The sequence below is a fragment of the Rubritalea marina DSM 17716 genome, assembly GCF_000378105.1.
Classification (GTDB): Bacteria; Verrucomicrobiota; Verrucomicrobiia; order Verrucomicrobiales; family Akkermansiaceae; genus Rubritalea; species Rubritalea marina.
This window is the reverse complement of sequence record NZ_KB899250.1, coordinates 196,697-219,373: the sequence shown is the minus strand read 5'-3', so window position 1 is coordinate 219,373 and position 22,677 is coordinate 196,697. Positions and strand designations below refer to the sequence as shown.

The following is a 22,677-nucleotide window of genomic DNA, read 5'->3' as shown; positions in this document are numbered from 1 at the left end:
CTTCAGGTGGCCGTGGCGGAACTTCCACGAGAATGTGGAAGTGGTTGCTCATGATGCAGAAGCTGAGGACGCGGACGCCGCAGAATTCTTCATAGAGGCGCATGATCTCAACGAACTTCGATTTTTCGCGATCACCGAAGAGGAATTGTCGGTCGACGACACGCGAGACACAGTGGTAGATGGCGGGCCTAAGTTCTTTACCGGCCCAAGGCGCTAGGGTTCTAGGGGAGGACATAGAGCAGATTGTAACACGGGAGGCCCTGCGACATCAACGATCCTCTGTATTTAGTCTGGCTACTAATAGAGGAGTGGCTACGAATAGAGGAGTGGCTACGAATAGAGGAGTGAATAGAGTGCACAGCTAAACACTCAAGAAGTCCTGACCACAAATCACCCATGATAGGAAATTAGTCAGACTAAAATAAGAGAATCTCTAAATCCCCCATCAAAAGCCTATGAGCAAAGTAAGAAGAGTTAACTGGATCGACATGATTGTCCCAGACTCAGATAAAACATCCGAATTTTACTGCAAGGTCTTCGGTTTTGAACGCGAAGCTGAGGATGAAGGTGACGGTCATACTTCATACCATATCAAGGATGGAGATAAAAACGTTCTAGGTATTTGTGCTGACGCCGTCTTCCCGAACTGGGTTAAAGGTTGGCTCCCATATATTGGTGTCGAAGATTATGACCACAGTGTTTCTCAGATCGTTTCATCAGGCGGTTCAATTCACAAGGAGATGGTTATGAACTATGAATGGGAAGGACAGAGATTCTGCCTAGCTATAGATCCGTCTGGTGCCCCAGTCATGCTGTGCGAATCCAAAGATCAACTGGCTTAGTATCAAGCGCTATGTGCAACAGCTTACTAGCTGATCTAACATCCCTTTGGGTGCTATGAAGAAAACTAGTGAGCCCTTAATCAAACAGATTCATCTGCGGGGGATCGACCTCAGGCATGGTGGCTTTGGTGTTTTTGGGGCGTGGTTTTTTCTTTGCCTCTGGTTTGGAGGAATTCATTTCGAGGTGTGAGAGGATGTCTTTGGCGCGGTTGACGATGGATTGCGGGAGTCCGGCGAGTTTGGCGACCTGGATCCCGTAGGATTTGTCGGCGGAGCCGGGGAGGATCTTGCGCAGGAAGATGATGTCGTCGTTCCATTCGCGCACGGCGACGTTGTAATTTTGCGCGGCCTTGCGGGTGTTTACGAGGTCTGTAAGCTCGTGGTAGTGGGTGGCGAAGAGGGTGCGTGACTGGAGCTGATCGTGGAGGAATTCGGCTACGGACCAGGCGATGGAGAGGCCATCGAAGGTGGCGGTGCCGCGGCCAATTTCGTCGAGGATGACGAGGGAGCGATCGGTGGCATTGTTGATGATGAGGGAGGTTTCGTTCATTTCGACCATGAAGGTGGACTGGCCTCGGGCGATGTCATCTGAGGCTCCTACGCGGCAGAAAATTTTATCCACGAGGCCGATGTGTGCGGACTCGGCGGGGACGAAGGCACCGATCTGCGCCATCAGGGTGATCAAGGCGACCTGGCGGATGTAGGTGGATTTACCAGCCATGTTGGGTCCTGTTAGGATGATAAGTCGTGCGTCATCATGCTCTAGCAGCGTGTCGTTGGGGACAAATTTTTCATCGACGAGTGTTTGTTCGAGTACCGGGTGACGGCCTTCGACGATGGAGAGTTGGGTGGATCCATCGAGCTGAGGGCGGGTGTGTTGGAACAGCTGTGCGGTCTCGGCGAGGCCGAGGAGGACATCGAGGGTAGCGAGTGCTTCGGCGGTGGATTGGAGTTCGTCGAGGTGGAGTGCGACTTGGCTGCGGAGTTTGGCGAATTCTTCGGCTTCGAGTTGTTTGGAGCGTTCTTCGGCACCGAGGACTTTGGATTCCACTTCTTTCAACTCAGGGGTGATGAAGCGTTCGGCATTCGCCATCGTTTGCTTGCGCTGGTAGTCTTCGGGCACTAATTCGGCCTTGGCTTTGGTGACTTCGATGAAGTAGCCAAAGACGTTGTTGTACTTGATTTTTAGGGTGTCGATGCCGCTGCGCTGGCGTTCTGATTCTTGGAGCTCGGCGATCCATTGTTTGCCGTCGCGCGAGGCGCTGCGGTAGGTATCGAGTTCCTCGCTGTAGCCATCGCGGATGATGCCGCCATCGGATAGTTTGGCTGGTGGTTCATCGACTAATGCTTGTTGTAGCAAATCAACGAGTTCGTCGAAGTTGTGGATTGATGCCAATAATTCACTAGCGAGGGAGGTGGTGGCTGCAACAGCTGCTAGATCGGCGGTGAGTTGGGGTAGCTGTGCGAGCGAGAGTCCGAGTGACTGGAGATCGCGCGGGGTGCCGGAGCCTTGTGAGAGTCTGCCGGTGGTGCGTTCGATGTCTTTGATTTTTTTCAAAGAATCTCGGCATTGGTTGAGAAGGTAGGGTTGCTCAAGGAAGCTGGAGATGAGTGACTGGCGAGCGAGTAGTGGATCGATGTCGCGCAGTGGGTGGAGGATCCAATCGCGGAGCTTGCGCGCACCCATGGGGGTGGCGGTGCGGTCTAGCGCGTGCAGCAGGGTGTGTTTTTTCCCGGATCGAGATTCAACGAGGTCGAGGTTGTTTTGGGAGGCTGAGTCGATGGTGACGTATTCGTTGTTGTCGCGCACGCTGAGCTTGAGCAAGTGGTCGCAGGAGCGTCTGAGCTGGTGCGAGAGGTAGTGGAGCACGGCGCCTGCTGCCGAGGTGGCTACTGTCATACCCTGGCAGCCAAAGCCTTCGAATGATTGCACCTTGAAGTGCGATTTTAGTTGGTGCTGGGCTTGGTCTGGAATGAAGGTGTAGCCATCGTAGGGCATGCAGTGGGCAATGCCGCCGAGCTGGCTGAGTTGGTCGTCGGGGATGATGATCTCGGAGGGGGAGAGGCGCTTGAGTTCGTCTTCGAGTAATGCCTTGTTAGGAAACTCGCTAACGGTGAATTCGCCCGTGGTGTGATCGGCGCAAGCGAGGCCGAAGGTTTTGCCCTGATGGCACACTGCGGCGAGGTAGTTGTTCTTTGAGTCGTCTAGCAGGTTGATGTCGTCGACGGTGCCAGCGGAGATGATTTGAGAGATCTCACGTTCGACCAATTTGCCTGGGATCGGGGTAGAGGTTTGCTCGCCAATGGCGACGCGGATGCCTGCTTTGACGAGCTTGGCGATGTAGCCTTGGGCGGCGTGGTGGGGGACGCCACACATGGGCACGTCGTGGCGTTTGGTGAGTGCTACGTTGAGGGTGGCTGCGGCGCGCTGAGCATCTTCGAAGAACATTTCGTAGAAGTCGCCGAGGCGGAAAAAGAGCACCACATCGTCTGGTAGAGACCGGCGCATGGCCACGTACTGAGCCATCATGGGGGTGAGTTTCTTTTCGGACTTTTTCGACATCTGATCCGGATACTGAGCATGGATTTGGTGGGATTCAACTGAGAAGTCAGAATGTGGCTGATTTTTGAGAGATCCTCTTGACGGCATCGAGGAATTATCGAGATTAGAGAGGATGAAAATTGTATTCAGTAACTTGGTGAAAGCTTCTGTGATGGGAGCTTGCGTGGCGTTGCTCTCCGTGAGCGCCGAGGCACAGCACACACAAATGGGCAAGGATATGGAAACGGTGAGTGACAATCTAAAGTCACTGCGCAAGATTCCGAAAGATGATTTCAAGGCGGGCGCCGAAGCAGTGCGTGCGGCCCGTGCGGCAATTTACTCCAGCATGAATGAAGTTCCGGAGATGATTGATTACTGGAAAGAGGGTCCGAAGAAGGATATTTCTAAGGCGGACTCTAGCCGTTTGATGGCGCTTTCGTATGCGGCGCTGTGTGAGCTCGAGATTGCCTACCTCGAAGAAGATCCAGCGAAGATCAAAGAGGTGATGAAGAAAATCAAGGCCGTCAAAAAAGAAGGCCACGAGAAGTATTCCGACGATTGATACGTATCGATCATTGATTGATGTGGTGTGGGTCTGGTGATCCCACTGCATCTAGCAATTACCCTCTGTTTTGATGAAGCGTTTTCTTTGCCTTAGTTTCGCCCTGATTGTGGCTGTGTTGGTCGGTCTCAAAGTCGCTGTTAGCTACTTGGTGAGCGAGGATTTCTTAGTGGCCAAGATTGAAGAAAACCTCAATAGCCGGGTGTCGATCGAGTCGGTGGATCTGAGTTTGCTGAATTTTCCGGCAAAACTGGAGATCAAGGGATTCGCCATGACTCAGAGGGACCAATTTGCAAAGGACGGGGTTCCGGCGTCGGAGCGCCCCGAGATTGCGAAGCCGGCGGTTTGGTGTGATCGTTTCTTTTGTGAGGTGGCCTTGCGTGAATTGTTTGAGGGCAAGCTGCGTATTCATAGCTTGGAAGTCGAGCAAGCCAAGCTGCATGTGGTGATGCATGAAGATGGGAGCAATAGCTTGGCTCCATTGTTCGAGCCAGTGGTCGCAGCGGGGGCTAAGTTGCCACCTTCAGATACAGGTGATGTGCCGCCCAAGGCTGTGCCGGTGGAGGAAGCGAGTGCTGGGCTTGTGACTCAGTTAGATTCATTGCGTGTGGTCGACTTGAGGCTCGAGTGTGTGCTCGAGAAGTCTGGTCTGATGATCGTGGGGGAGCAAGTGAATGTGAGTATCGATGATATTCGTGTGGATCCTCAGAATTTGGAAAAAGTGAACCAGGCGAATGCGGGGATTCGTTCGACTCTGAAGGTGGTTGGCAATGCGGGGGAAAGTGACCCGATTGCGAATCTTTTGTTGTCTGGCGACACCACGACACGACTTTTCAATCCAAAGACTGGGGCGATCGACCCAGTGGTTTCTTTTGATATTGAGCTGGATGAGGAGTCCTTTTTGAGCACTCACATTCCGACACTGCAGCGCACTTGGGGTGCCTTGGCGGTGTTTGAGACGTTTGGGCTCAAGGTGGGCGAGTTGCCGGATGCGATCCGTTTTGGCAAGAGCCGAAGCCTGAAAGGGCAGTACGCTCAAGGGCGCGCGGAGATCGAAGAAGACGTTTCATTGATGGTCAACGACTGGGAATTGTCTCTGGATGCGCCGTCGTGGCTAAACATGGGCAACAACGCGCACGATGTGCGTGCTGGTCTGTGGGTGAGCAAGCGCTCAACCGATCGATTTTTGAAGAACATTGAAGGCTTGGTTCCAGAAGCGAGCCTTGATGGCGAAAACCTACTGCGCCAAGCAGTGGAAAAGGAATTAGTAAAAGATGGGAAGTTGCACCTCGAATTGCAGAGCCTTGGCTCACTGGAAGAACCGAAGGTGCGATTGATGACGAAGATGCCAAGCGTGGAAAATCAGGTGAAAGACTACGCCAAAAAGAAGGCCTTCGACTTCCTGCGCCGCCAACTTACGAAATGACGATTGAGCGTCAATCGAAGGCAAGCTGCCGTTAGTGCGTTTGGCCATGCTGTGCCATTGTTTCTTCATGCACGAAGCAGGAGACAAGTTGAGTCACTCAGGAATCTGGAGTGAACCTAGAGAGAGTCTCGAGATCGTTGCCCAAGCATGCTTCATTGCTGCGGCTCGCGAGTCCCTGCGTGCAGCCATTTCTGTGTGAGAACTGCACCTGAGTAGGTGTAGAAGCTAGCCTCTAGCGAGTGTTGAGTACACTTGTTAGAGGCTTTGTACTTTTGGTGGTGTGCTGGCGAGGGGCGGAGAAAAAAGCGACACAGGCTATGCCTGTGTCGCTTTCATCTACTACTGCTTGGCTATGGGGAGAATGCTTGATGGAGGTGGGGCTCCAATACCTCAGAGAGGCGCGAAGTGCATGCTCTATGCGGGGATTTTAAAATGGATTTGAGGGATGTTGCGGGCATCGTAGATCGTGCTGTGGATGGCGGTGCCAGTATGTTTGGTGATGATTTGGCTGTTCGGTTGGGCCACGAGCTTGAGATGTTTTTGTTTGTGGCACTGGATGTGTACTTGATCCCGCATCATGGTGACATTTTCCGCGTGGAGTTGTTTGCGGATCATCCCACCTTCTGTGAGCATTTCGATTTGAAAGCCGCGGCGTTTGTTGGCGATGAGTTCAGCCACTCGCTCGAGTGATTGGGCGCTGGCCTGATTGAGCGGGTTCAGAGGTTCTGTGTCGACGATCGAGAACTCAGGGCCTTTTTTTGCGAAGAGCTGGAGCAGGCAATTGAGGCAGTCGTTGTGGAGGATGTGCTTGATGTGGATACTGTGGAAGCAGAAGGATGAGTGGGAGCGAAAAAGGATCTCGATTTCTGCTTCACTCACGGTGCCGGCATTGCGTACGAGGCCCTGGCTCCAGTTGCCAAAATTCCAGTTGATGGAGCCATCGGCGCTCTGGCTGTGGTCCTCCGAAGCGGAGGCGATGTAGCGCGGGTATTCGCCTGATTCGGTGAGGCATGCCAGTGGGTTCTTGAATTGTGTGTCAACGGCGCCGAGCCCGTGGAGTCGGTGCAAGATTCTGGACCACTGGGGGGTGAACTCTAATGTCTTCATGATGCTGGTATTGCAGCATGATGGGGGGCGTCTGGCTAACGCTGGCTTGCCAATGATTAGCGCCAAGTCGTGTAGGCTCCGTGCTTACTTCTTTTGAGTTCGGCGCTGTAGCATCCTTGTTTTGTCTTTTTCAGACATCAATGAGCAGCCGCAAGTGCCGCAGCAGGCTGAGCGCTTTAGTGCTGTGTAGAATCGCCAAGTTAGCCAGATGGCGGTGGTGGCGATCACGCAGAGGGTGATGATGGTTTGGGTGCTGGGCATGCTTGATTTATTTCAAGAAGATGCTCGCAACTTGGAACACCACCAGGGCGGCGACGTATGCGAATGCGGACATGCCGACCAACTGGCCGATGGCCCATTTGTATGAATTGGTCTCACGTGCGACGACTGCGGAGGTTGGGAGGCATTGCAGTGCGTAGATGAAGAATACCAACAAGCTCAGGAGCGTGGCGGGAGTGTAGATTTTTGAGCCGTCGGGCCAGGTGGCCTTGGCTAGCTTCTCGTGGAGCAAGGTGTCCGCTTGGCCTTCGTCGAGCTCTTCGCTCACGTTGTATGTGACTTGTAGAGAAGATTTGAAGACCTCACGCGCAGCGAAGGACATGACCACTGCGGTGCTGGTGCGCCAGTCGTAGCCCAGTGGCTTGAAGACTGGCTCGATGACATGGCCGATCTGGCCCATGTAGGATTGTTCGAGAGCGAGTGATGCATTTTCTGCTGCTGGGCTGTCCTCCGCGGGTTTTGGGTAAGTTTCTAATGCCCACAGGATGATGCAGAGCGCGAGGATGATGGAGCCCGCTCGCTTGAGGAATGCGTAGGCGCGATCGACAATGTGGCGCGCTAGGTAGCCTGGCTGCGGGAGTCGGTAGGGGGGGAGTTCGAGCATGAAATGGCTCGGGGTCTCATCTTCAGCAATGCGCCCTTTGAGGATGCGAGCAGCAATGAGTGCGGTGATGATGCCGGTGAAGTAGACGGCTAGCATCACCATCGCCTGAGTGAAGCTGCTGGCCAGGGGCAAGAGCATGGTGATGAGCAAGGTGTAGACTGGTAAGCGCGCGGAGCAGGACATCCATGGTGCGATTAGAATGGTGATCAGGCGCTCTTTAGCCGAGTCGATGGTACGCGTGGCCATCACGCCAGGGATGGCGCAGGCGTGCGAGGAAAGCAGCGGCAGGAAGGACTTGCCAGAGAGGCCTACCAAGTTCATCACGCGATCCATGAGGATGGCGGCGCGCGCCATGTAGCCGCTAGCTTCCATCAAGGCGATGAAGAAAAAGAGGATCACAATCTGAGGTAGGAATACCAAGGTACCACTGAGTCCTCCGATAATGCCTTCTACAAGAAGGTCGTTGAGGTCGCCCTCGGGCATCGCGCTGGCTACCCAGTCACCGAGCGAGGCGAAGCTGCCCTCAATGAAGTCCATCGGGTAGGAGGAGAGCGAGAAGATCGTCCAGAAGACGGCGTACATGACGGCGATGAGGGTGATCCAGCCGGTAACGGGGGCGAGCAGGAAGCTGTCTAGGCGGTCGGTGAGGGTGAGGGTGCCATCGTCTTCGCGGCGTGCTGCTTCGTTGCAGATTTCTTTGATGAACTTAGTACGTTGTTGCTGGCGTTCATCAGCATTTCCGCGGGTGTTCCATTTCGGGCTAGCTGGCCGGGGCAGTGGGGTGCCGAGTGCCTGCTTGAGTTCGATCAGGCCCTTATGTTTGTTGGCTTGGATGGGCACGATTGGGACGCCGAGTTCCTCTGATAGGATGGTTGGGTCGAGGTGGATGCCCTGCGCTTCGGCAAGGTCTACCATGTTGAGTGCGAGAACGACCGGGTGGCCGAGTGCGATGACCTCGAGGGCGAGGTGGAGGTGGCGTTCGAGTGCTGATGCATCGACCACGCAAATGGTGAGGTCTGGCTTTGCTTGTTCGTCTTGTTCACCGCAGAGCACATCATGGGTGACTTTTTCGTCAGCGGATTGTGGCTCCAGTGAGTAGCAACCGGGGAGGTCAATGAGTTCTACTTTGACTCCATGTGGGGTGCGGAACTCACCAGATTTGCGAGAGACGGTGACCCCAGAATAGTTGCCTACCTTTTGGTTTTGACCGGTGAGGGAATTGAAGAGTGTGGTTTTGCCCGCATTCGGGTTTCCAACGAGTGCAACGAGAAGTTGCGGCGATCCAGTAGACATCGAAGTGTGACGAATGATTAAGTAGTGAAAATAATGGAGCTCTTCAAGGTGAGCTTATGCTGGAGTCACTAAAATTTGATCTGCCAGTTTACGATTTAAGGCGAGCTTGGTGCCGCACAAGGTGCAAAGCATGTTCTGCCCGTCGCTGAGCTTGCGTACTTCCATGGCCTCACAAAAACCCATTTGGCGCAGGCGAGAGCAACAGGTGCCCTCCAAGGCCTTCACGCGAAACAGACGACCCGGGCGCGCTTGGCTCAGGGTCATCTTGTCGCAAGCCGAGGCTTGTTGCTTGGAGCGGAAGAACTTCATTGCCATTGTTTTAGTTTAATTGAGAATCGTTTGCAATAGTAAATTGTAGATTGTGCGTCACTGACGGGTTTGGCAATGGGAGATGGCGCAACTTGTCCTTGCTAGATGGCAGTTGGTATGAGCTATGATGTTGGAGGTATTATTTCACCATTACGAAGCATCTATGAAGAAACGAAGATCGATACTTATCTTGATATTGGCAGCTTGTGGTATCCCTGCGCATGCAGAAGTGCAGCTTTCGCCCTTATTTAGTGATCACATGGTGATCCAGCGTGAGAGCACAGCGCCAGTCTGGGGGATGGCGGATGCTGGTGAGCGAGTGACCGTGGTGGCAAGCTGGGGAGAAGAGGCTAGTGGTGTCGCTGGAGATGATGGGAAGTGGATGGTTCAGTTGCAGACGCCCGAGGCTGGAGGTCCTCATTCGATCACGGTGACGGGGAAGAATACTGTGGTGCTTCAGGACGTGCTTTCTGGTGAAGTGTGGTTTTGTTCAGGTCAGTCGAACATGGATTACACGATGCAGTGGCTCTCTGCAGCAAACCCAGATCGAGCAGCGGCGGAGGATGTGCTCACGGCTCAGTATATCCACCAGGAGCTCAACAGCGCCAGTGACTCACAGTTGCGGCAGTTTGAGGTGCAGAAAAAGACAGCGCCATTTGGACCGCAAGAATCACTCAAGGGGAGCTGGGTGGCATCCACGCCTGAGGCGAATGGAGGGTTCTCAGCCACAGCATACTTTTTTGCGCGCGAGCTCCGTGAGCAATTGCAAGTGCCTGTGGGTATCATCAAATGTGCGTGGGGTGGGACAAGGGTGGAGCCTTGGATGCCGCATGATGCCTTTGAGCAAGACCCCGAGATGTTGGAGTACTATGAAGCGAAACTCGAAGGCATGAAGAAAGGGATCGAGGATTGGGATGCGGTCGAACAAAAGCAGAACTACGAGCAAGCATTGGCCGCATGGAAAGAAACAAAACAGGGGCGGAAGCCGCAAATGCCAGTCTATCCTATGGCGGATAAGCAAAGCCCAGCGACTTTATTCAATGGTATGGTCTTCGCGGTGAAGCCCTTCGCCATCAGAGGAGTGATTTGGTACCAAGGTGAATCCAATGCCAAACATCAGATCGCGCAGTATGGGGCCAACCTCACTCGCATGGTGAGCTCGTGGCGCAGCCACTGGGGCCAGGGTGAGTTCCCATTCTATTTGGCACAATTGGCAAACTTTAGAGCGCCTAGTCAGAAGCCCTTAGAATTTGATCCATGGGCTTCGATTCAAGACCAACAGCGACGCTTCATGAAGCTTGAAAATACTGGCATGGCGGTGCTCAACGACATCGGTGAAAACAATGACATCCATCCGCACAACAAAATCGATGTGGGCAAGCGACTTGCATTGTGGGCGTTGAAGCACGATTACGGTATGGACGACATCGTAGCCAGTGGGCCGCTCTATGAGAGCCATTCGGTCCAGGGCGCAGAGATGTTGATTCGCTTTTCCTCTGTGGGTCAGGGCTTGATGGTGGGTGAGAAGGTTGGCATGCAGGACACACGCCCGATAGAAGCAGCCCTTGGGCATTTTCAAATTTGCGGAGAGGATGGTAGGTGGCACTGGGCTGCCGCGGAGATTATTTCCAAAGACACAATCAAGGTCTCGCATCCAGAAGTGCGGCATCCTGTCGAAGTGCGCTATGCGTGGTCGAAGAACCCGACGAGCGCCAACCTCTACAACAAGTCGGGTCTCCCAGCCTCACTTTTCACCACGAACCCTGATGTGGTGTACGAGAAAGTCGTCTTAGAATAGCCTAGCAACGATCTAGAAAAAGCCTGCGGTAGCCATGCTGCCGCGGGCTTATTTGTGAAAAGCCAGTCGCGCTTACTTGCGGCGTCTGAGTAGGAAGGTCAAGCCACCCAAACCGAGTAGGCTGGTAAGGTCCTGTTGTTGGATGTAGGCCGTTCTCTGGGCACAAAAAACGCCGGAGCGATAGGTCTACCGGCGTTTTGGATGGTTTAGAGGAATGCGTGGTGCTTACTCTTTATCGAGGTCTGCGAGTGCGTCTACGATGGCATTGCGGAGTTCTTGTTCATCGACTTCTCCGGTGTGGCGCCAGACGATTTCTCCGCCGGGCTTGACGAGGATACTGTGGGGGATCGGGCCCTGCCACTCTGGGTCAATGGTGGCGGCGAGCTTCTCGAGTTCGGTGCCAGTGAAGTGGTAGTTGTTGGTGCTGCGGCCTTCCGCTTTGACTGACTTCTGGGTGAAGCGTGAGAGTGGGAGGTGTTGGTCTTTGATGAAGGCTTGAACCTTGCTGGCATCCTTGGCTGGATCGATGGAGATGGTGATCATCTCAAATGGGCGCAGGGCGTGGCGGCGATAGCTTTTGATGAGCATCGGGAATTCTGCCACACAGGGGCCGCAGCTCGTGGACCAGAGGTTGATCAGGCGCAGTTTGTGGCTTGGGTTCTCTGCGAGTGATTTGGCGGTCTCTAGGTCGAGTGAGTCGACGGATACCGGGAAGCCTTGCCAGCGCTCCTCGTCTTCTATGACGAGCTTGGTTTTCCACTTCCATTTGGTAGAACAGCCGAAGACATGCGACTTGGTTTCTGAGATCGGCTTGCCATCTAGTAGCAGGTTGATGTTGTCGACCAGGGTGTTTTTTTCGGCTGGGCCAGGGTCGCGGCGGCCGTTGTCAAAGTGGCCATGGTAGAGCACCTTGCGCTCAGGGCCTAGAATGAACATGTGTGGGGTGGCTACGGCGCCGTAGGCGATTGAGGCTTGTTGGGTCTCGCCGTCATAAAGGTAGGGGTGTTGGAGTTGTTCTTCTTGGTGCACGACCTTCATTGCCGCGAAGTCATCGTCATATTTAGAGAAGGCATTTTCCCAGGTCATCACACCTTCTGGGGCGGCGCTGGAAATGGCGACGACCTCAACGCCTTTGTCTTTGTAATCTGCGGCAAACTGGCTGATTTTGCCACGAGCTGCGATGGCGTCTGGGCAATGGTTGCAGGTGAATGCTAGAACAACAAATTTAGCGTCTTTAAAGGAATCGAGTGTGTATGTCTTGCCGTCAGTTGCTGGGAGTTCGAAGTTTGGTGCCTGGGCGCCGATTTCGAGTGTTTTAATTTTTGGAGCATCGGCTGCGATGCCCATGGAAATGGCGGCGCTTGAGAATAAAGCGATGAGTTTCATAGAGTTTAGAGATCGTTGTGTCTGTTCGTGGCTTGTCAGTGCTGTGAGCAAGCTATACTTCAGTACTCGATTCTGGCTAGAGGATCTACTTAGAAATTACGAAAACTGTAAAAAAGGTCTTGCTTGATGAAAGAATCTGTATACACCTCGCCCTCCTATGGCAAAGAAGAGCTGGATCGCTCGCAATGAGCGCAAGAAAAAGACTGTAGCTAAGTACGCGAAACTTCGCGAGCAACTTAAGCAAGAGAAAGATTACGTGGGTCTCACAATGCTTCCACGTGACGCATCACCAACACGCGTTGTAAACCGTTGTGCCTACACAGGCCGTCGTCACGGTTTCCTTCGTCGTTTCAAGCTTTCTCGTATTGCTTTCCGTGAGCTCGCATCACACGGAATGATTCCGGGTGTTACCAAGTCCTCTTGGTAATTATCAATATTCGCAGTCTACTGCTATAGACAAATTTTTGATACGCAAGGTAGGTTGTTCCTGCCTTGCGTATTTGTGTTTTGATTGATTTGATTTAGAGATGCCAATCTACGAATACCAATCTGAGAGCCCTGGGGTGCGAGGGGAAAGTTGTGGCGTTTGCAGTAAGGGCTTTGAGCTTCGTCGTCCGGTGGACCGCGAGCCATTGGTGAGCTGCCCGCTGTGCAAGAATCCGGTGAAGAAGGTGATTAGTCGTGTGAATACCCCGACGATCACAAAGCCGATGTCCAAGATTGACGCGAAGAAGGCAGGTTTCACCATCCTCGAGAAGCGTTGCGACGGAAATTACGAAAAGCTCTGAGCAAGGCGTTCCCCCTTGCTGGAACTATTCCCTTTTACAAAGTTGGAGAATGCGCGTATTGGAAAGTCATGGAAGATAGAAATTTAGGTCCTCAGCCCTTGGATGCAATGATGGATGCTTGGGAGATTAGCAACCACCAGATGGTGGATGTCTCAACAGAGCAGCTCAATCATAAGCAGATCCAACGCGCAAGGCAGGGACGCAGGCTCACACTGAAGATGATGCAGAAGGTGACGCGCGCGTTTAATGTGACGATTTGGTATCGTCTCGACGATGCTCAGAAGGAGGCGTACTTCGAGTACATGCACAAGCATCTTTTCAATTACGCCAAGGGCTACGACGCTGAATTTGTCGACCCGAACGAGCCGATTCGTACGGCACTTGTTGGCGAAGAATAGCCAGCAACGGTGAATAACTAGCATTGGCCGGCGTGTCGAGTGATCCTCAATCAGCGAGCTATGATGTCCTCATTGTGGGGCAAGGACTCGCGGGCGCAGCACTTGCGATGGCATTGATGAAGCGGGGCAAGCGTCTCGCGGTGGTTGATGATGGTTCAGCGACTGCAGCAAGCCGTGTTGCCGCTGGATTGGTCACCACCCTCGCTGGCAAGGGGATGAATCCTGCTTGGCGACAGGCTGAGTACTGGCCGCGCTCCTTGGCCTACTACCGCGCGCTGGAGGAGGCATCTGGTCAGACTTTGTTTCACGCGCAGCCTGTACTGCGACTCTTTGGTGATGACAAGGAAGCTGCGAAGTTTGCACGCAAGAAAGCGCAGGTGGCCGATTGGGTAGGCAGTGATGCTCCCCAAATTGATCTGGCTCAAGTGCACGGCGGCTTTGGCGGCTTTGAAATGGCCCAAGGTGGGCGTCTAGACACGCAGGTGTACCTTGCTGTGGTGCGCGAGCAACTAATGAAGGCAGGAGTGGATTGTGTCGATACGGCTTTCGACAGTGCTGAGCTGCAGTCGACGGACGCAGGGTTGCGCTGGCGCGATCTGGAAGCAAAGCAGGTAATTCTTTGTCAGGGAGCGCGCGGGTTGCGATCTGGACCATTTAGCGACATGGAGCATCGTTGTGCCAAGGGGGAGATGCTCACGGTGCGAGTGCCCGAGCTAGAGCAGCAGCGCATCATCAACCGCAATGGCTGGATGGTGCCGATTGGTGACGGGCTTTGGCGTGCTGGTGCGACCTATGGCTGGGATGATCTTGAACCGAACCCTACAGAGTCCGGCCGCGCTGGGGTGCTCAAAAAAGTGGCTGAGCTTACGCCGCTAGCCTTCGACATCGTGAGTCACGACGCGGGTGTACGACCCATCATCCGCAAGAGCCAGCCCGTTATCGCCTTTTCCGAAGACTATCCGGGGCTGTCCTGTTTCAATGGTCTAGGATCAAAGGGCGTGATCACCGCTCCGTGTGTGGCCGAGCAATTTGCAGCCTTCTTGTGTGGCGAGATCGATGCTCTGGACCCAGACTTATTACTCAGTTAAGTCTGGGGGCAAAGGCGTCTTGTGTGTGTGCTTATGGTTGCTGCAGTGGTTCCGAGATGCTGTCACGTTTGATCCAGCCGCGGCTGCCATTGGCAAGTTCGATGTAGGCCCATTGATCAATCTCAGAGATGCGTCGTGCTGGGCTGGCAAGCTTGGCGGTGATTAGTGTCTTCTTGGCGATGTCGTCATCGCTTGGTTGGATTGGTTCGGTGAGCAATGGGGTGCTGCGGACGAGGATGCAATTCGTTTCGATGGGGGGCTCTGCGCCTCGCAAGGGGTGGATCCACCAGATGCCTACGGAGAGGATGGCGAGTGCTAGTGCTGTGCTGGCCAGCGTGTTGAGTGTTCTTTTTGACTGCGGGAGGTGGAGGCGCAGTGCGAGGCAACATAGCACGATCCAGGTGAAGCTGGCGGCGATGATGAGGCAGCGCTCTGGGCTCAGCCCGGAGAGCCATGGATTGGTCGTATCTGCTTGTTCCGCCACGATACTGGCGTGGCTGCTCTGGATGAACTTGAGATTCTTTTTTGCTTCGACGTGTGCTGGGTTTAACTCGAGAGCGGTGAAGAAATGCCTAGTCGCTTCTCCGAACTGACCGAGTCGGTAATAGCAACAGGCGATGTTGTAGTGGAGGTCTGCGGAGTTTGGGTGTTGCTCGGCTAGGGTTTGATAGTGTGCTAAGGCCTCGGGGTATTGCTTGGCCTGCCAGGCTTCAAAGCCATTGGCTTGGGCATCCGGGATGAGAGAGAGGAGCATCAGGATGAGTCCTAATTTCTTTAATGATTGGAGGATTTTGCTGCGCTCAGAGCGACTGAATTGGCTCGATTGTCCTGGGGTGTAGCAGGAGGTGTCGCGGAGGCTGCTGAGTTTGGCTGCCAGTTCACTTTGTGGTGACCAGCGCGATGCATAATTGGCCGCGGCCTTGATGAATGCGGCATCTTGTTTTGTATTCAGTGCCTGCCATTCACTTTTCTGCTCGGGCGGTACGGAGGATGCACGCTGCCTTTTACGTAGGAGGCCTAGGAGGAAAATGGGGAGTAGTATGAGGGCTGGAATTGATTGCCAGACCCATGGGGTGCGGGCCACCGCTACGTTGTGCGCGGCGGGAGTGAGGTTGACCTTGGCTAATGGGCCTAGGATGTCATGCATCGATTCAGTCGTGAGGGCAGCAGGGCTGACTGTGGGAGTGCTGATCGCTTCATTGATCGTGACTGCAGATGAGGCGGTGATGTCGGTTTTCCATGACTTGCTGGGGAGGTTGAAGTGCGTGAGTGAAAAGCGTGGCAGGAAGTGTGCCGCGGCCAGTGGCTGCAAGAGGTAGCTGAACTGCACGCTGCCTTCGAGCCTCTTGCGCTCATCTCCTTGTTCGACTCTGGAGACATCGATGACATTCCAGGCTGTGGGGTTGTTGAGCTCTGGGGCGGCTAGTTCTGAAAGGTTGCCAGAGCCGCTGACGGTGACGGTGACGTTGATCGAGTCGTTGGTGCTGAGGACAGTTTTCGCTGGGAGGCTGGCTTCGATTTGTAAGTCACCCACGGCACCTTGGAAACCGGCTGGCGGGGCACTTGGGAATTCGATGACTTCTAGCCCGATTTGTTCGGATTTGAGTGGCACGTCCATGCTGGTCTGGCGGATGAAGCCGAAGCGTGAATTGATCCCACGCGGCATGACGACGAGGGTGGTTTCTAGCGGTCCGAAGACGGCATCGCCTGGCTTGAGGGCGCTGAGTACTGTGGTGTAACTGGCAACGTGGTGTCCGAGGCCATTGATGTTGACGCGGCCGAGTTCGCGGCGGCTTGTTGGTGTGTTGAAGCGCCAGGCTGTGGCATTAAAGATTTCAGCAGCTTGGGGGATACCGAAGCCCTGAGGCTGCATCCGATGCGGGATGTAGACCTTGTATTCCACCGGCACAGCTTCACCTGGGTAGAGCGTGGTTTTATTGACGAATATCCGTGAATAGAAGGTGACCTTTTTATCACCCTGTTCGTCGCGGTAGTCGAAGTGGTTTGGGGTAAGGACTGATAAGGGGCTGACCTCTAGATCTACCGACTGTGACTGGACCATCTGCCCATTGAAGTCGAGCTTGAGCTCTGGAATAGTGTAGCGACCTACAGGCAGTAGTGAAATGTCATACTGGTAGATGTAAAAGCGGGCTCCATTGAGGTTTTGTGATCCTGTGTTCTTGAGGCGAATGACTTGGTCATTGCCTATTGGGATGATTTTTGGAGGGGACTGCTTCGGCCGTTCATTGCGAAAAATTAGACTGAGGGTTGCCTCTTCGCCTTCGATGAGCTGCGTGCTGCTTACTTGAGTGATCAATGGAGACTCTTCTTGAGCGAAGGTGATACTGCTGAAGCAAATGAGGAAGAAAAGTAGATAGCGCATGGTTGTCTTACCAATCAATTTCTGGGTTTAAAGTTTGCCACGTGGGCCTGGTGTCGGACTCAGGAGCTTGCTGCATGTCGGCGTGGCGTTCTAGCAGTTCACGAGCTTCTAGTTGCTGTTTGGCTTCATAGCCATATTGCGGTCCTTGGCGTACGAAAGATTGATGAGCGGGTTGTTGGCCGCCTTGTTGTTGGTCACCTTGTTGTTGGTCGCCTTGCTGTTGGTCACCTTGTTGTTGGTCGCCTTGTTGTTGGTCGCCTTGTTGTTGGTCGCCTTGTTGTTGGTCGCCTTGTTGTTGGTCGCCTTGTTGTTGGTCACCTTGCTGTTGGTCACCTTGCTGTTGGTCACCTTGCTGTTGGTCGCCTTGTTGTTGGTCACCGTCTTGTTGTTGGTCACCGTCTTGTTGTTGGTCACCGTCTTGTTGTTGGTCACCGTCTTGTTGTTGGTCACCGTCTTGCTGTTGGTCACCGTCTTGCTGTTGGTCACCGTCTTGCTGTTGGTCACCGTCTTGCTGTTGGTCGCCGTTTTGTTGATCCTGCTTTTGTTGCTCCTGCTCTTTGACTTTTTTGATGATTTCTAAGGCATCGCGGGTGGCGTTCGCATTGGATTGAGCATGGTTGGCGTAGGGGCCAGACTCGGTGGATTGGAATTTTTCAAGTGCGTTGGTCAAGCCATGTTCAAGGCGTTGAAGGTCTTCGATGTTTAGCCCATTTTCTTGGTCTTGAAGCCGCTGCGTGAGGTATTGCTCGAGGTTCTGGTCTTGAAGTCCTTCAAGGCTAGAGAGCTGTTCTTGTGCGATGCTATTGCCGAGGTTGAATTGGTTTTTGGGGGCCAAGCTGGGATCTCCAGTGGCGAGGGCTTCGGAGTAGTACTTCCTGGCTTCTTGGTAGTTGCCTAGTCGATAATTTGCTTGAGCGAGAGCCTCGGCGATTTGCGTTCTTTTGGGGCCTTGAGCGAATTGATGGGCATGTTTGAGTTGCTCAACGGCGGTCTCGAAGTCTCCGTTTGCGAGTGCTCGGTATCCCTCGCGCTGGAATTGCGGTTGTTTGACTGTTTCGTTCCACAGGGTTTTGATGGTGGATTCTTGGGCCTGTGCGCGTGGCGTAATCAGGAGGGCGGAGCCAGTGAGGAGGATTGCTAGTGTGTGGCTTGGGCGTGACTTCCATTGAGTCTGGGTGAGGGCGCCAAGAAAGGCGAAAAGTACTCCAAGGGCGAGGTAGGTTTGGTAGCTTTCGTTGGGAATGACGCGTTTGCGTCCGTCTTGTTGCTCGCGCTCTTGAGCGTCGAGGATTGTTGAAATTACGAGCTCTGGGCGGTCGTTGATGTCGGTGTATGCTCCATTGGTTTCGGTGGCCAATTGTTGTAGCAGGCCAGGTTCGAGTTTGCTATGGACCACGGTGCCTTGGGGGTTGCGGTGTTTGCCGTCTTCTTGGTCTTGGTTGGGCACGACGCCGCCGACGCGCGAGCCGATGCCGACGCTGATGATTTGGATCCCGTGCTCGCGGGCTGCATCGATGACCTCATCAATGCCGCTATCATGTTCTTCACCATCGCTGAGGATGATCAGGCTGTTGGCCTGTTTCTCCGTTTTTGAGAGTGTTTCGGTAGCTTTGCTAATGGCTTCTGCGAGATTCGAGCCGCCGATGGGCATCGACTCGGTGTCGACTTGGGAAATGGTGTCGCGGATGGCGAGGTGGTCGATGGTCAGCGGGGCGATGACCTTGGCGGAGCCCGCAAAGATGATCATCCCGACTTTATCGCTTGGGTAGTCATTGAGGATCTGGAAGGCGAGTGTCTTTGCGGCAGTGAGTCGATCACTCGAGATGTCTTTGGTGAGCATCGAGCGCGAGGTGTCCATCGCTAGCATGATGTTGCGGCTGGCGACTTGCTCGGTCTCCTCTCGTTCACCGTGGTAGGGGCGTGCCAGCGCCAAGATGGAACAGATCAGTGCGAGCGCTCCAAGTGTGAGGGTGAGCCAGCGACGGGTGCTCGGCACGCTGCGGACGAGCTTTGACTCTAAGCGTGGGGCTACCAGGCTGCGCCAAGCGCGTCCGCGCGCACGGTATTGCAGCACCGCTAGCACCATGAGTAATGGCACGAGGGCGAGGCTGTAGAGCCAATCTGGTGAGATGAATTGCATGTGACGAAATGGGCTCAGGCGGGGCCCGGGTGACGGCGGAAGATCTGGTGGCTGAGGTAGGCGAGTAGGCTGATGACAGCCATCAGGGTGAAGTGGTGGTGGTGGTCTTCGAAGGTGGTGATGACGGTTTTGGTGCGCTCGGTCTTTTCTAACTGATCGATGCTGGTGAAGGCGTCTACTAAGTCATTGGTGGACATGGCGCGGTAGTATTCGGCTTCGGTGATTTCGGCAATTTGCTTGAGTGTTTCAGTGTCAAATTCTTGGCCTGGGTGTCGTTGAGACTGGAGTCTTCCGGTCTCTGTGCCGATAGCGACGGTGTAGATTTTGATGCCTAGCGTCTTGGCTGCTTCAGCGGCTTGCAGTGGAGAAATTCTCCCAGAGTTGTTGGATCCATCAGTGAGTAGAATGATGATGCGTGATTTTGAGTCTTGGCGTTTATCGAGTCGGATGGCTGAGGCTGAGATGGCTGAGCCGATCGCGGTGCCTTGGAAGAGGTGGCGATTGGGTTTGATGCCATCGACCTTGGTGAGCAGCCATTCGTGTTCCAATGTGATGGGTGATTCCTGGTACGGGCGCCCGGCAAACGGGATGATGCCGATGCGGTCGTTGGGGCGCCTGGCGATGAAGGACTTCACCACATTGCGTGAAATCTCGGAGCGTTGGACGCGATAGCCATCGAGAATGAAATCATCGATTTCCATAGAGTAGGAGACGTCCATGGCGATGACGATGTCGATGCCGCTGGCTTTGCGCTCCGAGTAATCGTGGCTTAGCTGCGGGCGCGCTAGGCTGATGCTGGCAAAGATGATGAAGAGCGAGAGCAGGCTCAAGGCGAGCCAGCCAGCCTTATCTTTCTGCTGACGGCCCAGCTCCCCAAAGAAGTCCAGCGAGGAGAAGGAGATACTGCTGCGTGTCCCCGCTCGGTTGCGTAGCAACAACAGCGGGATCAGGCCAAGCAGGAGGAAAAACCATGCAGGCTGAGCAAATGTGTACTCTGTGAATGGCGTGTTGATGCTTAGGTGTTTGGCTTGGGTTCGGATGTGGCTGCACGGTCGGGCGCGGCCTCGCAATGATCGATGATGCTGAGCCCTAGCTGTTGTAGCGTAGTGGCTTCCTGAGCATCGTGGGAGCGCGGGTTGTAGATGATCGCACTAGAATTTGTTAGGAACTGCGTGGTGTCGGCTAGAACGGAATCGGGAAGCAAGGATGTTTCCTCGCTGCTGAGTTTAAATTCCTCGAGGGTTTGGAAGAGCGTGGGTGCTTCAAAGCGAGCTCTGAAATAGTCACGCAGGATGAATGAGGCGGATTTGGCAAATGCGGCGGTGCTGAGCGCTTCTGTGTCGAGTTGGCGCAGTGCTTGGCGGGCTAGATCGGCGGGGTAGATGGAGGGCGCTTTGCGCTTGTGCTTGGATACAACGACTCCGGCGAAGATGAATCCGGCAAGCACCAGGAGACCGAGCATGGCATAGCCAGCGAGCTCCCACCAGAGTAGCCCTGGTTCGGGGTGTTGCGTTTCTATAATATCCTCGAGCTTCATGGTGAAGGGTGGTGCTTAGGCGTGTCTGCTGGAGCGGTTCTTAAATAGTTGGTGCAGGAGTGGGAGATAGTCTTGGTCAGTGGCGGCTTCGATGTGGTCGATTTTGTATTTGGCAAAGCTTCGTTTGAGCCATTCATTGCGCGCTCGATTGCGTTCGTTGTAGCTTTCTCTGAGTGCTGAGTTTGAGGTGTTGATCATCCTGTCCTGTCCGGTCTCGGGGTCGGTGAGGTTGACCATGCCCACATCTGGGAGTTCTTGCTCTACTGGGTCGAAGACGCGGATGGCGATGGTTTCGTGTTTTTGGCTCAGGGTGCCGAGCTTTTTGTGAAATTCTTCATCGACGAAATCGGAGAGGAGGAAGACGAGGCTTTTGCGTTTCAGGGTGCGAAGGATGAAGTCGCAGGCGGAGGATAAGTTGGTCGTTTTATCCTCAGCATTGGTGGCTAGAATTTCGCGGATGATGCGCAAGCTATGGTGGCTACCTTTGGCAGGCGCTAGGTAGAGTACGGTATCATGGGCGAAGAGTAGGAGTCCCACCTTGTCGCCATTGTGCTTGGCTGAAAAGGTGAGTACTGCGGCGATTTCTGCGGCGATTTCACGCTTAGAATAATGCACGGATCCGTAATCGAAGGAGCCCGAGATGTCTACTGCTACGAGCACGTTGAGCTCGCGTTCTTCACGAAAGGTACGGATGTAGGGGGTCTGGGCACGTGCGGTAACATTCCAATCGATGAAGCGGATTTCATCGCCGTGTTGGTATTCGCGGAAGTCTTCGAAGTCGAGACCCTGGCCTTTGAATGAGGCATGGTATTCGCCGGAGAAGGACTCGCGGCTAAGGCGCTTCGCTTTGATTTCCAGCTGATGCACCTTGCGCATGATTTCCTCAATCGAGGAATCTAGCTTTTGGGTCTTTTCTATCAAATTATTCTATCGGTTGTTTGGCTATCGGGCTAGCGGGTGACTCGCTCAGCAACTTTTTTGGCAGTTTCGAGGAAAGCGTTGCTGACCGACGATTCTGTTTCAGAAACTGTGGCGATAGGGGTTCCGGCGTCGGCGCATTCGCGGGTGCGCATGTCGATTGGGATTTGGCCGAGCAATGGCACGTTGAGGCGCTCGGCTTCGCGGACGCCACCACCATCGCCAAAGAGGTGGTATTTCTTGCCAGCATCGCATTCGAACCAGGCCATGTTTTCGATGACTCCCAGGATGTCTACATTGACTTTGGCAAACATGGAGACGGCTTTGCGGGCGTCGATGAGAGCGACTTCTTGTGGGGTGGTGACGATGACTGCTCCATCGAGTGCGACGGTTTGTACGATAGTGAGCTGGATGTCACCAGTGCCAGGAGGCAGGTCGAGGATGAGGTAATCGAGGTCGCCCCATGCGACTTGGCGGAGGAATTGTTGGGTGTAGCGAGTGGCGAGCGGGCCACGCACGATGACGGGTGAATTGTCCTCGAGCAGGAAGCTCATCGACATGAGCTTGATGCCGTGGGCTTCGATCGGGATGATTTCATCGTTCTCGTTGGCCAGCGGTTGTTGGTTGGTGCCAAACATTTGCGCGGTGGAAGGCCCGTAGAGGTCACAGTCGCAGAGGCCCACCTTGGCTCCAGTTTTTGAGAGTGCTACGGCGAGGTTGGATGATACTGTGGATTTGCCCACGCCGCCTTTTCCTGAGGCTACAGCGATGATTTTTTTGATCCCGGGAATAGCGCTTTTCCCTTGTGCTTCTCCACCAGCATTTCCGGCGGCTTGAGCTTCCGGGTTTTTGACGTCGATACGTACTTGTACGTTGCCAATGCCATCGAGGGCACCGAGGGCTTCTTGGCATTCTTTGAAAATTGTTTCAGGGACTTTGGGATCCTTGGTCTGAAGGGCAATATCTACTGTGACGTCTGCGTCTTGGATGGTGATTTCTTTGACGAGTCCAAAGGCGACGATGTCGCGTGAGAAGCCAGGGTATTTGACTTGGCTGAGGGTAGATTTGATTTGTTCTTCAGTCATGATGGTGGTGGAGCAATATGCTGCAGTTAAGTAATAGGATTTTCTAGCATCCCGCAAGTCAGACAATAAAAAAACGAGAGTGTCCGCTATGAGTGGTGCGGATCGTGTGGGTGGGGCGCATTTCCCTATCGGTTCGTCATGCTGAGCGATCCATCAACAAAAAAGCGAGCCCAAGGGCTCGCTTACTTTGAG

At 54.0% G+C, this 22,677-nt stretch carries 22 protein-coding genes; 9 read left to right on the top strand and 13 right to left on the bottom strand.

Annotation, left to right across the window (positions count from 1 at the left end; translation table 11 throughout):
* A partial coding sequence (locus tag F454_RS16065; RefSeq protein WP_205618985.1) for a transposase occupies positions 1-235 on the bottom strand: 235 nt, incomplete at its 3' end.
* Between the two features lie 220 nt (positions 236-455).
* On the opposite strand from F454_RS16065, the gene F454_RS0104725 reads away from it, so the two are divergent.
* On the top strand, positions 456-842 hold the full coding sequence (locus tag F454_RS0104725) for a VOC family protein (RefSeq protein ID WP_156817133.1): 387 nt from the start codon (positions 456-458) through the stop codon (positions 840-842).
* Between the two features lie 76 nt (positions 843-918).
* On the opposite strand, the gene mutS is transcribed toward F454_RS0104725, so the two are convergent.
* Entirely contained in the window at positions 919-3,405 is a 2,487-nt protein-coding gene (gene mutS, locus F454_RS0104720) for a DNA mismatch repair protein MutS (protein WP_018969480.1), read from the bottom strand.
* 112 nt (positions 3,406-3,517) lie between these two features.
* On the opposite strand from mutS, the gene F454_RS0104715 reads away from it, so the two are divergent.
* From F454_RS0104715 to F454_RS16695, 3 genes are all read left to right on the top strand, one after another.
* The gene (locus F454_RS0104715) at positions 3,518-3,946 is read left to right on the top strand and encodes a hypothetical protein (RefSeq protein WP_018969479.1); all 429 of its coding nucleotides are present in this window, start codon (positions 3,518-3,520) and stop codon (positions 3,944-3,946) included.
* A 73-nt stretch (positions 3,947-4,019) separates the two neighbouring features.
* A complete protein-coding gene (locus tag F454_RS0104710; protein WP_018969478.1) occupies positions 4,020-5,372 on the top strand; it encodes an AsmA family protein in 1,353 nt (450 codons plus the stop codon).
* Positions 5,373-5,439: 67 nt separating this feature from the next.
* On the top strand, positions 5,440-5,571 hold the full coding sequence (locus F454_RS16695; protein WP_018969477.1) for a hypothetical protein: 132 nt from the start codon (positions 5,440-5,442) through the stop codon (positions 5,569-5,571).
* Between the two features lie 215 nt (positions 5,572-5,786).
* Here F454_RS16695 and F454_RS0104705 read toward each other — a convergent pair whose 3' ends face one another.
* The 4 genes from F454_RS0104705 to F454_RS0104690 all read right to left on the bottom strand — a co-directional run bounded on the left by F454_RS0104705 (position 5,787) and on the right by F454_RS0104690 (position 8,970).
* The gene (locus tag F454_RS0104705; RefSeq protein WP_018969476.1) at positions 5,787-6,479 is read right to left on the bottom strand and encodes a hypothetical protein; all 693 of its coding nucleotides are present in this window, start codon (positions 6,477-6,479) and stop codon (positions 5,787-5,789) included.
* Between the two features lie 84 nt (positions 6,480-6,563).
* Positions 6,564-6,740: a hypothetical protein gene (locus tag F454_RS16500; protein WP_018969475.1), complete on the bottom strand. Its 177-nt coding sequence runs from the start codon at positions 6,738-6,740 to the stop codon at positions 6,564-6,566.
* A gap of 7 nt (positions 6,741-6,747) precedes the next feature.
* Positions 6,748-8,655 (bottom strand): ferrous iron transporter B, encoded by a 1,908-nt coding sequence (gene feoB / locus F454_RS0104695; protein ID WP_018969474.1) that lies wholly within the window; start codon positions 8,653-8,655, stop codon positions 6,748-6,750.
* Positions 8,656-8,709: 54 nt separating this feature from the next.
* Positions 8,710-8,970: a FeoA family protein gene (locus F454_RS0104690; protein ID WP_026292712.1), complete on the bottom strand. Its 261-nt coding sequence runs from the start codon at positions 8,968-8,970 to the stop codon at positions 8,710-8,712.
* A gap of 157 nt (positions 8,971-9,127) precedes the next feature.
* On the opposite strand from F454_RS0104690, the gene F454_RS0104685 reads away from it, so the two are divergent.
* On the top strand, positions 9,128-10,762 hold the full coding sequence (locus F454_RS0104685) for a sialate O-acetylesterase (protein WP_026292711.1): 1,635 nt from the start codon (positions 9,128-9,130) through the stop codon (positions 10,760-10,762).
* Between the two features lie 225 nt (positions 10,763-10,987).
* On the opposite strand, the gene F454_RS0104680 is transcribed toward F454_RS0104685, so the two are convergent.
* Positions 10,988-12,148, bottom strand: coding sequence for a redoxin domain-containing protein (locus F454_RS0104680; RefSeq protein WP_018969471.1), 1,161 nt, complete (start codon positions 12,146-12,148; stop codon positions 10,988-10,990).
* Positions 12,149-12,305: 157 nt separating this feature from the next.
* Between F454_RS0104680 and rpsN the strand changes: the two genes are divergently transcribed.
* The 4 genes from rpsN to F454_RS0104660 all read left to right on the top strand — a co-directional run bounded on the left by rpsN (position 12,306) and on the right by F454_RS0104660 (position 14,422).
* Complete coding sequence (gene rpsN / locus F454_RS0104675; protein ID WP_018969470.1) at positions 12,306-12,575, top strand: 30S ribosomal protein S14; 270 nt, start codon at positions 12,306-12,308, stop codon at positions 12,573-12,575.
* Positions 12,576-12,675: 100 nt separating this feature from the next.
* On the top strand, positions 12,676-12,936 hold the full coding sequence (locus F454_RS0104670; RefSeq protein ID WP_018969469.1) for an FmdB family zinc ribbon protein: 261 nt from the start codon (positions 12,676-12,678) through the stop codon (positions 12,934-12,936).
* Between the two features lie 68 nt (positions 12,937-13,004).
* Positions 13,005-13,334 (top strand): hypothetical protein, encoded by a 330-nt coding sequence (locus F454_RS0104665; protein ID WP_018969468.1) that lies wholly within the window; start codon positions 13,005-13,007, stop codon positions 13,332-13,334.
* Positions 13,335-13,366: 32 nt separating this feature from the next.
* Positions 13,367-14,422, top strand: a complete 1,056-nt coding sequence (locus tag F454_RS0104660; RefSeq protein WP_026292710.1) for an NAD(P)/FAD-dependent oxidoreductase — start codon at positions 13,367-13,369, stop codon at positions 14,420-14,422.
* A gap of 31 nt (positions 14,423-14,453) precedes the next feature.
* Here F454_RS0104660 and F454_RS0104655 read toward each other — a convergent pair whose 3' ends face one another.
* Genes F454_RS0104655 through F454_RS0104630 form a run of 6 tightly spaced genes read right to left on the bottom strand, consistent with a single transcriptional unit; the run spans position 14,454 to position 22,485 of the window.
* Positions 14,454-16,805 (bottom strand): BatD family protein, encoded by a 2,352-nt coding sequence (locus F454_RS0104655; protein ID WP_018969466.1) that lies wholly within the window; start codon positions 16,803-16,805, stop codon positions 14,454-14,456.
* 7 nt (positions 16,806-16,812) lie between these two features.
* Positions 16,813-18,945 carry a VWA domain-containing protein gene (locus tag F454_RS0104650; RefSeq protein WP_018969465.1) on the bottom strand — a complete coding sequence of 711 codons (2,133 nt, stop codon included), beginning with the start codon at positions 18,943-18,945 and terminating at the stop codon, positions 16,813-16,815.
* Positions 18,946-18,959: 14 nt separating this feature from the next.
* On the bottom strand, positions 18,960-20,015 hold the full coding sequence (locus F454_RS14195; protein ID WP_083912889.1) for a VWA domain-containing protein: 1,056 nt from the start codon (positions 20,013-20,015) through the stop codon (positions 18,960-18,962).
* Entirely contained in the window at positions 19,961-20,482 is a 522-nt protein-coding gene (locus F454_RS0104640) for a hypothetical protein (RefSeq protein ID WP_018969463.1), read from the bottom strand. Before F454_RS0104640 ends, F454_RS14195 begins: the two co-directional genes overlap by 55 nt.
* 15 nt (positions 20,483-20,497) lie before the next feature.
* Positions 20,498-21,403, bottom strand: a complete 906-nt coding sequence (locus tag F454_RS0104635) for a DUF58 domain-containing protein (protein ID WP_018969462.1) — start codon at positions 21,401-21,403, stop codon at positions 20,498-20,500.
* 29 nt (positions 21,404-21,432) lie between these two features.
* Positions 21,433-22,485: an Mrp/NBP35 family ATP-binding protein gene (locus F454_RS0104630; protein WP_018969461.1), complete on the bottom strand. Its 1,053-nt coding sequence runs from the start codon at positions 22,483-22,485 to the stop codon at positions 21,433-21,435.
* Positions 22,486-22,677 lie beyond the last annotated feature (192 nt).